General features: G+C 70.0%; 8 protein-coding genes. 7 read left to right on the top strand and 1 reads right to left on the bottom strand.

The features are described 5' to 3' along the window. The first annotated feature begins 17 nt into the window (after positions 1-17). Genes ACN5KJ_RS06510 through pbpC form a run of 3 tightly spaced genes read left to right on the top strand, consistent with a single transcriptional unit; the run spans position 18 to position 8,141 of the window. Positions 18-5,450, top strand: coding sequence for an alpha-2-macroglobulin family protein (locus ACN5KJ_RS06510; protein WP_418592752.1), 5,433 nt, complete (start codon positions 18-20; stop codon positions 5,448-5,450). 20 nt (positions 5,451-5,470) lie between these two features. Beyond that, on the top strand, positions 5,471-6,007 hold the full coding sequence (locus ACN5KJ_RS06505; protein ID WP_418592751.1) for a putative glycolipid-binding domain-containing protein: 537 nt from the start codon (positions 5,471-5,473) through the stop codon (positions 6,005-6,007). Next, positions 6,000-8,141 carry a penicillin-binding protein 1C gene (gene pbpC, locus ACN5KJ_RS06500; protein WP_418592749.1) on the top strand — a complete coding sequence of 714 codons (2,142 nt, stop codon included), beginning with the start codon at positions 6,000-6,002 and terminating at the stop codon, positions 8,139-8,141. Before ACN5KJ_RS06505 ends, pbpC begins: the two co-directional genes overlap by 8 nt. A gap of 244 nt (positions 8,142-8,385) precedes the next feature. Here the strand turns inward: pbpC and ACN5KJ_RS06495 are convergent, their stop codons facing one another. Continuing rightward, positions 8,386-9,564, bottom strand: a complete 1,179-nt coding sequence (locus ACN5KJ_RS06495; protein WP_418592747.1) for an acetyl-CoA C-acyltransferase family protein — start codon at positions 9,562-9,564, stop codon at positions 8,386-8,388. Between the two features lie 776 nt (positions 9,565-10,340). On the opposite strand from ACN5KJ_RS06495, the gene leuC reads away from it, so the two are divergent. The 4 genes from leuC (at position 10,341) to ACN5KJ_RS06475 (ending at position 14,485) form a co-directional block, all read left to right on the top strand. Then, entirely contained in the window at positions 10,341-11,756 is a 1,416-nt protein-coding gene (gene leuC, locus ACN5KJ_RS06490; RefSeq protein WP_347166424.1) for a 3-isopropylmalate dehydratase large subunit, read from the top strand. Positions 11,757-11,768: 12 nt separating this feature from the next. Continuing rightward, on the top strand, positions 11,769-12,374 hold the full coding sequence (gene leuD, locus ACN5KJ_RS06485) for a 3-isopropylmalate dehydratase small subunit (RefSeq protein ID WP_418592745.1): 606 nt from the start codon (positions 11,769-11,771) through the stop codon (positions 12,372-12,374). A 327-nt stretch (positions 12,375-12,701) separates the two neighbouring features. Further along, on the top strand, positions 12,702-13,532 hold the full coding sequence (locus ACN5KJ_RS06480) for a hypothetical protein (RefSeq protein ID WP_347166422.1): 831 nt from the start codon (positions 12,702-12,704) through the stop codon (positions 13,530-13,532). A gap of 23 nt (positions 13,533-13,555) precedes the next feature. After that, on the top strand, positions 13,556-14,485 hold the full coding sequence (locus tag ACN5KJ_RS06475) for an endonuclease/exonuclease/phosphatase family protein (protein WP_418592744.1): 930 nt from the start codon (positions 13,556-13,558) through the stop codon (positions 14,483-14,485). Positions 14,486-14,555 lie beyond the last annotated feature (70 nt).

Genomic DNA, 14,555 nt, shown 5'->3' with positions numbered 1-14,555 from the left:
TCGCGAAGGAGCTTTTCATGCGCCCTGTTGCCTTGGCCCTTGCCCTCGGGCTTGCCGGACTGTCCGCCCACGCCCAGGACCTCATCCCCGACAGACGGCTCGTGGTCACCCGGGACATCGACTATCGCGGCAACGACCTGAGCGCGCTTTTCGACACCACGCTCGACAGTTGCCAGAGGCTTTGCCTGAACGATCCGGCCTGTATGGCCTTCACCTTCAACAGCCGGTCGAACAGCTGTTTCCCAAAATCCACGGTCACCGACCGCGAGACCTATCAGGGCGCGATTTCCGCCCGGATCGTCGATGTCGACGCGGCGCTGATCGCGCAGGGCGAGACGCGCGCCGGGGATCTGGACTTCCTGCGCGGCTCGGATCTGGAAAACGCCCGGAAAGAGGCCGAGGCCATGGCAGAGCGCCATGCCGGGGGCCAGTATTCCGAAACCGCGCTGACCGATGCCGCCACGCAGGCGCGCGAGGCGGGCAACCTGCGCGACGCGATCCACTGGACCGGCGCGGCGCTGGCGCAATCCGACAGCCCCGCGCTGTGGCTGCAATACGCGGAGTGGTCGGTGGACTACGCCGACACCCTCAGCGGCGCCGACCAGCGGCGCTATCGCGGGCGGGCGCTGACCGCCACGATCAACGCCTACCTGCGCGCCGACAGCGACGCCCAGCGGTCCACCGCGCTGTACGAGATGGCGCTGGCGCTGGAAGCCGACCGCCGGGGCCGCCAGATGATCCCGGCGCTGCGGCTGGCCGAAAGCATCGCCTCGCGCGCCGACACCAGCGCGCTTCTGGACGAGGCGATCCAGAAATACGGCTTCCGCATCGCCGAACATACGGTCGAGGCGGACAGCGCCGATCCGCGCATCTGCGCCGAGTTCAACGAGACCCTCAGCCGCGCCGGGCAGGATTACGCGCCCTACGTGCGCCTGCCGGATCCGCGCATGGCCGTCACCCACGACGACCAGCGCATCTGCGTGACGGGCGTCGAGCACGGCCAGCGCTACACGATCACCTTCCGCTCTGGCCTGCCGTCGGAAAGCGGCGAGGAACTGGCCCGCGACGTCGAGATCACCGCCTATGTGCGCGACCGTTCGCCCTCTGTCGTCTTCCCGGGCCGCGCCTACGTCCTGCCCCGCACCGAGGACGCAGGCCTGCCGCTGGAAACGGTGAACCTGGACGCAGTGGATCTGGTGCTGCGCCGGGTCTCTGACCGCAACCTGATCCGGACCTTGCAGGACAACTACTTCGGCCAGCCGCTGAACGAATACGAAGAGCAGTATTTCGCCTCGGACATCGCCGAGGAGGTCTGGACCGGCACCGGCGCGGTGCAGAACACGCTGAACACCGACATGCTGACGCGCCTGCCGATGGGCGAGGCGCTGAAGGGACAGTCCGCCGGGATCTACGCGCTGACCGCCTCTGTCGCGGACGCGGGGGACGACAACAATGCCCGCGCAACGCAGTGGTTCATCCTGTCGGACATCGGCCTGACGACCATGCAGGGCAGCGACGGGCTGACCGTCTTCGCCCGCCATCTGGGCAGTGCCGAACCGCTGGCGGGGCTGGAGGTCTCGCTTCTGGCGCAGGCCAACCGGGTGCTCGACACGATGCAAACCGACGCCGAAGGCATCGCGCGCTTCGACGCGGGGCTCTTGCGCGGCACCGCAGGCGCCGCCCCGGCGCTGGTCATGGCGCAGGACGGCGAGGCCGACCTTGCCTTCCTCTCGCTGACCGATCCGGCCTTCGACCTCTCGGACCGGGGCGTCGCGGGCCGCGCGCCTGCCGGGCCGCTGGACGCCTTCCTTGCCACCGACCGGGGCGCCTATCGCGCCGGAGAGGAGATCCACGTCACCGCCCTGTTGCGCGACGCGCAGGCCGGGGCCGTGGCCGATGTGCCCCTGACCGCGATCCTGATGCGCCCCGATGGCGTCGAATATGCGCGCCACCTGTCCAATGGCGCCGGGGCGGGGGGCCATGTCTTCACCCTGCCGCTGGGCGGCGACGTGCCGCGCGGGACATGGCGGCTGGACCTCTTCGCCGATGTGGATGCCGCCGCGCTGGCCTCTGACACCCTGCTGGTCGAGGACTTCGTGCCCGAGCGTATCGACTTCGAGCTGCTGCTGCCCGAGACGCCGATCAACCCGCTTGCCTCGCCGCCGCTGGGGGTCGAGGCGCGCTATCTCTTTGGCGCGCCCGGCGCAGATCTGGCCATCGAGGGAGAGCTGCGCCTCTCCACCTCCAACACGCTCGACGCCTTCCCGGGCTACCACTTCGGACGCCACGACGACGACCGCGCCGTGCGCAGCGGCACCTTCCCCGCCGACCTTGTGACGGATGAAGCGGGCAAGGCCCAGCTGCGCCTGCCCCTGCAAGAGATCGACGCCCTTGGCCGCCCGCTGTCGGCGCGCGTGACCCTGCGGCTGTCCGAGGCCTCGGGCCGCCCGGTGGAACGCAGCGTGACCCGCGCCGTCGCGCCGGAAACGGCTATGATCGGCATCAGGCCCGCCTTCGACGGGACGCTCTCCGAGGGCGCGACCGCGCGCTTCGACGTGATCGCGCTGGGGCCGGACCTGTCCCCGGTCGAGATGCCGGTGACCTGGACGGTCAACCGCGTGAACACGCGTTACCAGTGGTACCAGCAATACGGCTCGTGGAACTGGGAGCCGGTGACGACCCGCGAGGCCGTCGCCCGGGGCGAAGGCACATTGGGCGCCGATCCCCTGCGGATCGAGGCCGCGACCGACTGGGGCGCCTACGAGGTCGTGGTCGAGCGCGCGGATGGCGCCTATCTTGCCGCCTCCACAAGCTTCTCGTCGGGCTGGTACGCCGCCGCCTCTGAACGCGACACGCCCGACATGCTGGAAATGTCGCTGGATGCCGAGGCCTACGCCCCCGGAGAGACCGCAACCCTGCGCATGGTGCCGCGCTACGCCGGCAAGGCGCTGGTGACGGTGCTGGCGGACCGCGTGGTCTCCATGCAGGCGGTCGAAGTGTCGGAGGGCGAGAACACCCTGCAACTGCCGGTGACGGCGGATTGGGGCGCGGGCGTCTATGTCACCGCGCAGGTGATCCGGCCCATGGATGTCAGCGCGGGCCAGAACCCGGCGCGCGCCCTGGGCCTGACCCATGCCGCCGTCGATCCCGGCCCGCGCGCATTGGCGGTGTCGCTGGATGCCCCCACCGAGACCGCCCCGCGCGAGACCCTCACCGCCGCCGTGATGATCGACGGGCTGGCCGAGGGCGCGACGGCCCACGCCACGGTGGCCGCCGTCGATCTTGGCATCCTCAACCTGACCGATTTCGAGACACCGGACCCGGCGGGCTACTACTTTGGCCAGCGCCGTCTAGGGGTCGAGATCCGCGACATCTACGGCCGGTTGATCGACGGCAGCAACGGCGCCATGGGCACGATCCGCTCGGGCGGCGACGGCGGCGCGTCGATGTCGCTGCAAAGCCCGCCCCCGACAGAGGCGCTGGTGGCCTTCTTCTCGGGCCCCGTCACGGTGGGCGCCGATGGCCGGGCCGAGGTTTCCTTCGACCTGCCCGACTTCAACGGCACCGTGCGGCTGATGGCCGTGGCCTGGTCGCCCGAGGGCGTGGGCGCTGCCGAGGCGGACGTGATCGTGCGCGACCCGGTGGTGATCTCCGCCTCGATGCCGCGCTTCCTTGCGCCGGGCGACGAAAGCCGCCTGCTGGTGGAACTGACCCACACCAGCGGCCCGGCAGGGGAGATGCCCTTCGCGCTGACCTCGGACGGTGTGGCGCTGGAGGCCACGGCGATCCCCGGCTCGGTGACGCTGGAAGACGGCGGCAAGCTGTCGCTGAGCGTGCCGCTGACCGGCAGAGAGATCGGCGACCACGGCATCACGCTGGCGCTGACCACGCCGGACGGCAAGAGGCTGACCAAGGAGCTGACGCTGGGGGTGCGGGCGAATGACCCGGCCACCGGCAGCACCCTGCGCCTCAGCCTTGCCTCGGGGCAGACCTTCACGCTGGACGACTCCATCCTCGCCGGGCTGCGCCCCGAAAGCGCCGAGGTGCTGGTTTCCGCCGGGGCGCTGGCGCGCTTCGACGCGCCGGGGCTGCTGGCCTCGCTGGACCGCTACCCCTATGGCTGCACCGAACAGGTGACGTCGAAGGCGCTGCCGCTGCTGTACCTGTCCTCGGTCGCCGAGCCGCTTGGCTTCGGCAATCGCGACCGCATCGCGCTGCGGATCGAACAAGCCATGACGCAGATCCTGACCCGGCAGGCGTCGAACGGGGCCTTCGGCCTCTGGGGCGCCTACTCGGGCGATTTCTGGCTGGACGCCTATGTGACCGACTTCCTGTCACGCGCCCGGGCGGCGGGCCACGAGGTGCCCAAGGTCGCCTGGCAGAACGCGCTCGACAACCTGAAGAACCGCATCGCCTATGCGCCCGACTTCGACGAGGGCGGCGAGGACATCGCCTATGCGCTGATGGTTCTGGCCCGCGAAGGCCAGGCCGCCATGGGCGACCTGCGCTACTACGCCGACGAAAAGGCCGATGCGCTGTCCACGCCCTTGGCACAGGCGCAGCTTGGCGCGGCGCTGGCCAGCTACGGCGACCAGCCGCGCGCCGACCGGCTCTTTGCCAAGGCCGCCGCGCGCATCGCAAACCGCCAGGAGGCGACCGCGCAGGCATGGCGCGCCGACTACGGCAGCGTGCTGCGCGACGCGGCGGGCGTGCTGTCGCTGGCGGTCGAGGCGCGTTCGGAGGCGGTGGACCGCGAGGCGCTGACCGCGCGGATCGCCGCCGCCGACGGGCCGCTGTCCACGCAGGAACAGGCCTGGTCGCTGCTGGCGGCGCATGCCATGGTGCAGGATCCGACCGTCTCGGGCCTTGCGCTGAACGACCAGCCGCTCTCGGGTCCCTTCGTGCGGCGCCTGGACGGCGCCACGCTGGAGCCGCAGCGCCTGACCAACACCGCGCAGACGCCGACCTTCGTCACCGTCACCGCGCTTGGCGTGCCCGAGGGCGCGACAGAGGCGGCAGGCTACGGCTACGGCATCACCCGGGATTACTACCGGCTCGACGGGCAGCCTGCGGATCTGGCCTCGCTGAAAGCCGGCGACCGGCTGGTCGCGGTGCTGACGGTGAAGCCCGCCGAGGATGTCCAGGCGCGGCTGATCGTGGACGACGCCCTGCCCGCCGGGTTCGAGATCGACAACCCCTCGCTTCTGCGGGCGGGCGACATCGGCGCACTGGACTGGCTGGAGACCTCCGAGACCGAACATTCCGAGTTCCGCACCGACCGCTTCGTCGCCGCGCTGGACCAGCGGGACGCGGAACCGCTGCGGCTGGCCTATGTCCTGCGCGCGGTGTCCCCGGGCACCTTCCACCACCCGGCGGCGCTGGTCGAGGACATGTACCGCCCGGAATACCGCGCGACGACGGCCTCTGGATCGGTTATCATCGCGGAATGACAGGAGAAACCATTGCAACCATGCATTGGCGCGCGCTTGACCGGGACGGCGAGGACAAGTGCCGCCTCGCCCGGACAAGCGGCGGCTTCATGCTGGTGGGCCACGCCCGTTTCCGCGACGGGCTGGGCTGGGCGGCGCTCGATTACGTCGTGCGTCTGGACGGGGACTGGCACGCGCTGGGGGCCGATGTGAGCGGCGACTACGGCGGCGAAACCATCGCCTGGCGGCTTGCCCGGACCGGACAGGGCTGGGCGCTGAACGACGAGACCCTGCCGGGGCTGGAGGGTGTGACCGACATCGACCTCAGCTTTACCCCGGCGACGAACACCATGCCGCTGCGGCGCCTGCCCGAGGTCGGACGGCTGGACTGCACCGCCGCATGGCTGCGGCTGCCGGGGCCGAAGGTCTCGGCCCTGACGCAGGGCTACACGCGCGAGCGTGGCGGGCTGGTGCGCTATGCCGCCGAGGAAACCGAGTACGAGACCCATCTGGCGGTCGATGCCAATGGCTTCGTCACGCTCTACCCGGGTCTCTGGGAACGGGCGGATCATGGCTGAGAGGGGCGACCCGGTCGGGTCGGACGCCCTGTCCGGCCGGGTCGCCCCGGGGCGGGGGCGGAAATTTCCAAAATTTCCGGGCCGTTTTCCGCGTCGGAAAACGGCGCCCGCCCGCCGCCTCGCGCTGCTGGCGCTGGCGCTCTGGTCGGTCGGCGCGGCACGGGACGGGTTCGACCGCTTCATCGAGGCGACCCGGATCCCCTCGCTGATCCATGCCACCTCTCCCGAGGTGCGCGACCGCAATGGCACGCTGCTGCGCGCCTATACCATCGACGACGGGCGCTGGCGCATGGCGCTGTCGCCGGATCAGGTCGATCCGCTGTTCTACCGGATGCTGGTGGCCTACGAGGACCACCGCTTTTACGACCACGCCGGGATCGACCCGCTGGCCACCCTGCGCGCGCTGGCGCAGGCGGTGCGGCACGGGCGCATCGTTTCCGGCTCGTCCACGCTGACCATGCAGGTCGCGCGCCTTCTGGAGGACGGCACCACCGGCCAGTGGCAGGGCAAGCTGCGGCAGATGCGGCTGGCGCTGGCGCTGGAACGGCGGCTGTCCAAAGAGGAAATCCTTTCGCTTTATCTGGGCCTTGCGCCCTATGGCGGCAATGTCGAAGGGCTGCGCGCCGCCGCGCTGATCTGGCTGGGGAAGGAACCCGCGCGGCTGACCCCGGCAGAGGCCGCGCTGCTGGTCGCCCTGCCGCAGGCCCCCGAAAGCCGCCGCCCGGATCGCCACCCCGAGGCCGCACGCCTTGCCCGCAACCGGGTGCTGGTCCGCATGGCCGAGGCGGGCGTGATCCCGATGAGCGCCGCGCGCTCGGATGCGCTCGACCCCGCGCCGCCGGGGCGCAAGCCGATGCCGCAACTGGCGCCGCACATGGCCGACCGGGCGCTGGCGCTGGGGCCGGGGCGGCACGAGCTGACGCTGGACGCGCGCCTGCAAGGCAGCCTCGAAGACCTCCTGCGCCGCCACCGGCGGGGGCTGGACCCGCGCCTGTCGCTGGCCATCGTGGTGGCCGATCACCAGAGCGGCGAGATCCTCGCCGCCATCGGCTCGCCCGATTATACCGACACGCGCGGGCAGGGTTTCGTCGACATGACGCAGGCGCTGCGCTCGCCGGGCTCGACCCTGAAGCCGCTGGTCTACGGGCTGGCCTTCGACCGCGGGCTGGCACACCCCGAGACGCTGATCCTCGACACGCCGGTGCAATACGGGCGCTACGCGCCGCAGAACTTCGACGGGCTTTATCGCGGAGAACTGCCGGTGCGGCAGGCGTTGCAGCTGTCGCTGAACATCCCGGTGGTGCGGCTGACCGAGGCGCTGGGTCCGGCACATCTGATGGCGGCGCTGGACGGCGCCGGGGTCGAGGCGGTGGTGCAGGGCGGCGCGCCGGGGCTGGCGCTGGCGCTGGGGGGCGTGGGCGTCTCGCTGGAGCAGATGGTGCAGCTTTATGCGGCGCTGGCGCGCGGCGGCGATCCGGTGGCGCTGCGCTGGCACGCGGGCGGGCATGAGGCCGGGCGTGGGACCCGGCGGATCCTCAGCCCGGCCTCAGCCTGGCAGGTCGGCAATATCCTCGCCGGACTGGTGCCGCCGCCCTCTGCCGGGCCGCCGGGGCGCGTGGCCTACAAGACCGGCACCTCTTACGGGCACCGCGACGCATGGGCGCTTGGCTGGGACGGGCGGCACGTGGCGGGCGTCTGGATCGGGCGGCCCGACGGCACACCGGTGCCCGGCGCCTTTGGCGGCGAGCTTGCCGCGCCGCTGCTTTTCGAGGCGCTTGGCCGCGCCGCGCCGCGCCTGACGCCCCTGCCCCCGCCGCCACCCGAGACCCTGATCACCAGCCGCGCCCGCCTGCCCGAGGGCCTGCAACGCTTCGGCCCGCGCGAGGCGGTGCCCGCCTTGCAGGTGACCTTCCCGCCCGAGGGCGCCCGGCTGGAAACCGCGGGTGGCGCCGGTATCCCGGTGAAGCTGCGCGGCGGGCGGCCGCCCTACACGCTGCTGAAGGACGGGGCGGTGGTGGCGACGGGGCTGCGGCGGCCCGAATTCACCGCGCCGCTTGCGGGCATCGGGTTCACCACGCTGTCGGTGATCGACGCCGAGGGGCGCTCTGGCCGGGTTTCGGTGGAGCTGCGCTGAGGCTGGGAGGGGGCTCTGCCCCCGCGCCTGCGGCGCCCCCCGAGGTATTTGGCGGACCAAAGAAGGGGCGGTTCCCATGCCCTGGCGCGCCGGGGGCAGGCTGCCCGGGGCCGCGATGCGCCGCCGCAGCCTGCGACGGTGTGGGGGGCGCTGCCCCCTCGGCCCCTGCGGGCCTCACCCCCGGGATAGTTGCGGACAGAAGAAACGGGGGCCGGCGGTTTGACTGGCCCCCGAAAGGAGTGGTTCAGAGGCGCTCTATGGCCAGCGCGATGCCTTGCCCGCCGCCGATGCACATGGTGATCAGCGCCCGCGCGCCGCCGGTGCGGTCGAGTTCGTACATCGCCTTGACCGTGACGATCGCGCCGGTGGCGCCGACCGGGTGGCCCAGGGCGATGGCGCCGCCATTGGGGTTCACCTTGGCCGGATCGAGGCCAAGGCCCTTGTTCACGGCGAGGGCCTGCGCGGCGAAGGCCTCGTTCGATTCGATCACGTCGAAGTCGGAGATCGAGAGGCCGGTGCGGGTCAGCAGCTTTTCCACCGCCGGGATCGGGCCGATGCCCATGACCTCGGGGCGGACGCCCGCATGGGCATAGCCGAGCACCCGGAAGCGCGGTGTCAGCCCCGCCCTTTCGGCGGCCGCAGCGCGGGCGAGCACGATGGCCGCCGCGCCGTCGTTGATGCCCGAGGCATTGCCCGCCGTCACCGTGCCGTCCTTCCTGAAGACCGTGCGCAGGTCGGCCAGCGCCTCTGCGGTGGTGGCCTTGGGGTGTTCGTCGGTGTCGAAGGCGACCGTGTCGCGCTTCACCCTGACCTCGACCGGGACGATCTGCTCCGCGAAGCGACCCTCGGCGATGGCCTTCGCCGCGCGGGCCTGGCTTTCCAGCGCGAAGGCGTCCTGCGCCGCGCGGCTGACGTCATGTTCGGCAGCGACGTTTTCCGCCGTCACGCCCATGTGGCCGGTGCCGAAGGGGCAGTTCAGCGCGCCCAGCATCATGTCGAGCGAGCGCACGTCGCCCATCTTGGCGCCCCAGCGGGCGTCGGGCAGGATGAAGGGGCTGCGCGACATGCTTTCGGCGCCCCCGGCGAGTGCGAAATCCGCGTCGCCCAGCATCAGCCCCTGCACCGCCGAGACGATGGCCTGCGCGCCCGACCCGCAGAGGCGATTGACGTTCATCGCGGGCGTGTCCTGCGGGATGCCCGCCTGCATCGCGGCAACGCGGCTGAGGTACATGTCGCGCGGTTCGGTGTTGATGACATGGCCGAAGGTCACGGAACCGACCTGCGCGGGGTCGACGCCCGCCCGCTCCATCGCGGCCTTGGCCGCCACGGTGGCCAGGTCGATGGGGGGCGTGCCTGCAAGGCTGCCTCCGAAAGTGCCGATGGCGGTGCGTACGCCGCCGAGAATCACGATATCGTCGCTCATGGTGTCCTCCAGATCCGGGTTGCGGACAGGATGACGCCGCGCGGCGGGGATGAAAACCGCAAACGCTGCGGCATGGATGGGCGGGCGGCGCGGAGCAGGGCGACACCCTGGCGATCGTCATCTGCGACAGCGGGCTGGCGGAACTCTCCGCCGCGCTCGGAGGCGAGTGGCCTGCATCAGGTTCTGCGCCGACATAGGGAAGCCGGGCCGCCCCCCGGGTGAAAGCCTGTCCCGGGGCAGGGTGCTCGGGTCCGGGCACAAAAGTGCGGGCCCGACCGCGCGGCGGCGCCGGCGGGCATCCCTGTGGTCGCAGGGGCGCACGCGCGGATGATCGGCCCCGGCCATGGCCCCGTCCGCACCGGCATACCCCGACCGCCGGTTCATCGCCGGACCCGGCGCCGGGGGTCCTTTGCCCCGACGCGGTCAGGTCAGGACGCCGGTCACGACCATCAGGGTCAGACCGGCGATCGCGAGGATCATCGCAAGGCTCACAATGTTCATCGCTGTCGGCATGATCGCCCCCCGGATCGTGTCGACCAACGCCCCTCGACCGGAAAGGTTCACCGCCAGGGCGCTTGCGAGACTCGGGCAAAGCCTGTATTTGCGGCTTCATGACCCAAGTCTTCGACCTCGGGGATCGCGCCCGTCTGCGCGAACGTTTTTTCGGCGCCGAGCACTCTGTGCTGGCGCGCCTAGACGGCTGACATGCCTTTCGGGCCGCCCCCCGGCGCCCAGCCCAAAGCCATTACCCAATAGCCAAACCACGGGAGAGGACCATGTCCCCCAAGACGCTCTACGACAAGATCTGGGATGCCCACGTCGTCCACGAAGACACCGACGGCACCTGCCTTCTGTACATCGACCGCCACCTCGTCCACGAGGTCACCAGCCCGCAGGCCTTCGAAGGGCTGCGCATGGCGGGCCGCAAGGTGCGCGCGCCGGAAAAGACCATCGCCGTGCCGGACCACAACGTGCCCACCACCGAGGGGCGCGAGAACCCCGAGACGATGACCGAGGACAGCCGCATCCAGGTGGCCGCGCTGGACAAGAACGCCCGCGACTTCGGCGTGCACTATTACCCGGTGGATGACATCCGTCAGGGCATCGTGCACATCGTCGGCCCGGAAAACGGCTGGACCCTGCCCGGCATGACCGTGGTCTGCGGCGACAGCCATACCGCGACCCACGGCGCCTTCGGCGCGCTGGCGCATGGCATCGGCACTTCGGAGGTCGAGCATGTGCTGGCCACCCAGACGCTGATCCAGAAGAAGTCCAAGAACATGAAGGTCGAGATCACCGGCAAGCTGCGCCCCGGTGTGACCGCCAAGGACATCACGCTTTCGGTGATCGGCCACACCGGCACCGGCGGCGGCACCGGCTACGTGATCGAATATTGCGGCGAGGCGATCCGCGAGTTGTCCATGGAAGGCCGCATGACGGTCTGCAACATGGCCATCGAGGGTGGCGCCCGCGCCGGCCTGATCGCGCCCGACGAAAAGACCTACGACTACGTCAAGGGCCGGGCGCATGCGCCCAAGGGCGCCCAGTTCGAGGCGGCGCTGAACTGGTGGAAGACGCTTTATTCGGACGATGACGCCCATTGGGACAAGGTCGTGACCATCAAGGGCGAAGAGATCGAGCCGGTCGTGACCTGGGGCACCTCGCCCGAGGACGTGCTGCCGATTTCCGCCGTCGTGCCCTCGCCCGAGGACTTCAAGGGCGGCAAGGTCGAGGCGGTGAAGCGCGCGCTGGCCTACATGGGCCTGACGCCGGGCCAGAAGCTGACCGACGTGGCCATCGACACGGTCTTCATCGGCTCCTGCACCAATGGCCGGATCGAGGATCTGCGCGCCGCCGCCGAGGTGGTGAAGGGCAAGAAGATCAAGGTGACCCGCGCCATGATCGTGCCCGGCTCGGGCCTTGTCCGGGCGCAGGCCGAGGAAGAGGGCCTGGCCGATATCTTCCGCGAGGCCGGTTTCGAATGGCGCCTTGCGGGCTGTTCCATGTGCCTTGCGATGAACCCCGACCAGCTGTCCGAGGGTGAGCGCTGCGCCTCGACCTCGAACCGCAACTTCGAGGGCCGTCAGGGCTACAAGAGCCGCACGCACCTCATGTCCCCCGCCATGGCTGCCGCCGCCGCGCTGACCGGTCACCTGACCGACGTGCGCGCGTTGACGACCGAGACCGCATAAGGACCGCCGACAATGGAAAAGTTCGAGACACTCACCGGGATCGCGGCCCCCATGCCGCTGGTCAACATCGACACCGACATGATCATCCCCAAGGTCTTCCTGAAGACCATCAAGCGGTCGGGCCTTGGCGTGAACCTCTTCGACGAGATGCGCTATGACCGGCAGGGCAACGAGATCCCCGATTTCGTGCTGAACCAGCCGCAGTACCGCGACGCCGAGATCATCGTCGCGGGCGACAACTTCGGCTGCGGGTCGTCGCGCGAGCACGCGCCCTGGGCGCTGAAGGATTTCGGCATCAAGTCGGTCATCTCGACCAGCTTCGCCGATATCTTCTACAACAACTGCTTCAAGAACGGCATCCTGCCCATCGTACTGCCGCAAGAGGCCGTCGATGTGCTGATGAAGGACGCCGAAAAGGGGTCGAACGCGCGGATGATCGTGGATCTCGAGGCGCAGACCGTGACGACCTCGGACGGCGAAAGCTTTGCCTTCGACGTCGATCCCTTCAAGAAGCACTGCCTGCTCGAAGGTCTGGACGACATCGGCCTGTCGATGGAGAAGGCGCCCGCCATCGACGCCTTCGAGGCGAAAGCCGCGCAGGACCGCCCCTGGGTCTGACTCGCCGTCGCGATCCTTGAGAGCCTATTGACCGGGGCGTCGCAGAAGCGGCGCCCCTTTCTTGTGGGCGATTTCCCTTTTTCTACAAGATGCTGCGGCCTTCCCAAGGTCTGCCAAGACCCGCCCCGCGGAATGATGCAACGCGGCACCACCGGCCCCGCGAAACCGCGCGAAACGCGGTGGAGACCGTCAATCGGCCTTGAGGCGCCACGGGAAAAAGGGCAAAACTGGGGCAAGATTGAGGCAACCCGCCGTAAAGTGCGGGAATCGGGATGGAACAAGGGCGCGGCATTGCATCGCGCCTGTCCGGAACGAAAGGGCAGAAATGTGATCACACGGATGGTGACCGCCGCCGCGCGGGCAATTCTTGTGGCGTTGCTGATCGCGATGCCCGCGCTGGCCCTGCCCGGGGTCCGCGCCGAAAGCGCCCAGGTGGTCGCGCTGCTGTCCCTTGCCGCGGCGATGCTGACCTTCGTGGAATACGTCTCCGACAGCCCGTCCCTGATCGAATTCCGCGACGCCGCGCCGTTCAACCGCATCCGCTTTTTCGCCCTTTTCGCCATCGTGGCGATGCTGACGCTGATCTGCCGCGGGCAGGTCTACCCCAGCCCCCTGACACAGACCCTGTCCGACATCGGCGCCGATATCGGCGCGACGATGGACTTTCCCTTCTCGCCGGTGCGCCTGATGGTGCTTGTCCTGCCCGAAGACGCGTCAAAGATGCAGGTCGAGCTGATCCGCGAGCTTGCGGGCCTGTCCTACCTGACCTCCCTGACCGTTCTGCTCGCCTTCGTCGCGCTGGTGCGGCTGATGGACTGGCCGATCCGCAGGGGCGCCTTCAATTTCTGGGTGAACCTGCCGCTTTACGACCCGACCGCGGGCGGCGATATCCTGATGCGCCTCAAGCGGGGCAGCCATATTAACGTGGCCTTAGGGTTTCTTCTGCCATTCCTGATCCCGGCGGCCCTGAAGGCTGCTTCGGCCTATGTGACGCCCCTGTCGCCGGTCGATCCGCAAACCCTGATCTGGACAATGACGGCATGGGCCTTTCTACCGGCAAGCCTGATCATGCGGGGCGTGGCCCTGATGCGCATCGCCGTGCTGATCGAGGAAAAGCGCCGCCGCGCCTACGCGCAGGCCCACGTGCAACCGGCCTGATCCTTGCGCTGACCTATGTTCTGGTGCTTGCGCTGGCCGCCTCGGCAGAGCCGGTGCGCCTTGCCACATGGCACGGCGACTTCAGCCGCAAGGGCCCGGGCCTGCTGCTGAAAGAGCTGGAAAGCGGCGGCCCCGACCTGTCGACCATCCTCGGGGCGGAACCGGATGTATTGCTGCTGACGGATTTCGACTACGACGCCGGGGCCGCGGCGCTGGGGGCCTTGCAACGGCGGTTGAAGGCCGGCGGCCTGGACCTGCCCCACCGGTTCGCGGCGCGGCCCAACACCGGGCGGGCGACGGGGCTTGACCTGGATGGCGACGGCCTGCTGGGCGGGCCGCGCGACGCGCAGGGCTTTGGCTGGTTTTCCGGGCAGGGCGGCATGGCGGTTCTGGCGCGCTGGCCCATATCGCTGGCCGCCGATCGCAGCGCGACCCTGTGGAAGGACCTCCCCGACAGCGCGATTGCCGCCGACGACCCGGGCTTTGCGGTGCAGCGCCTGTCCTCGACCGCGCACTGGCGGCTGACGGTGGCACTGCCCGGCATGGCGCTGACCCTGCTGACGCTGGCCGCGACGCCCCCGGTCTTCGACGGGCCGGAGGATCGCAACGGCAGGCGCAACCGTGACGAGGTGCTGCTCTGGATCAGGGTGCTGGACGGCGCGCTCGGCCCCGCGCCAGAGGGGCCGGTGATCCTGCTCGGGAATTTCAACGTCGACCCCAAGCGGGGCGATGGCCGGCATGAGGTGGCGCGCAGGGTGCTTTCGCATCCCCGGCTCCGCGATCCGCACCCCGGGACGGACACCGTGACATGGTACAGCACCGGGCCGATGCGGGTCAGCTACGTCCTGCCCGACAAGGCGCTGCCGCTTGCCGGTGCCGGGATCACCCCGCCATCGCCGGACCCGGCGCTGGGGCCGCATCGGCTTGTCTGGATCGACATCGCGCGCCCCTGAGCGCGCCCGGGCCGCCGCGCACCCTGCCCCGGTTCCGGCCCCGGGGACGCGCCCCCTGCCTGCGGTCGGG

It is taken from the genome of Ponticoccus sp. (in: a-proteobacteria) (assembly GCF_048381735.1).
This window is presented reverse-complemented; position numbering and strand designations above follow the sequence as displayed.

Coding starts and splice junctions, on each gene's coding strand:
- pbpC (WP_418592749.1), top strand. CDS start 6,000: ATGGCTGAGAGGGGCGACCCGGTCGGGTCGGACGCCCTGTCCGGCCGG.
- ACN5KJ_RS06510 (WP_418592752.1), top strand. CDS start 18: ATGCGCCCTGTTGCCTTGGCCCTTGCCCTCGGGCTTGCCGGACTGTCC.
- leuC (WP_347166424.1), top strand. CDS start 10,341: ATGTCCCCCAAGACGCTCTACGACAAGATCTGGGATGCCCACGTCGTC.
- ACN5KJ_RS06505 (WP_418592751.1), top strand. CDS start 5,471: ATGCATTGGCGCGCGCTTGACCGGGACGGCGAGGACAAGTGCCGCCTC.
- ACN5KJ_RS06495 (WP_418592747.1), bottom strand. CDS start 9,564: ATGAGCGACGATATCGTGATTCTCGGCGGCGTACGCACCGCCATCGGC.
- leuD (WP_418592745.1), top strand. CDS start 11,769: ATGGAAAAGTTCGAGACACTCACCGGGATCGCGGCCCCCATGCCGCTG.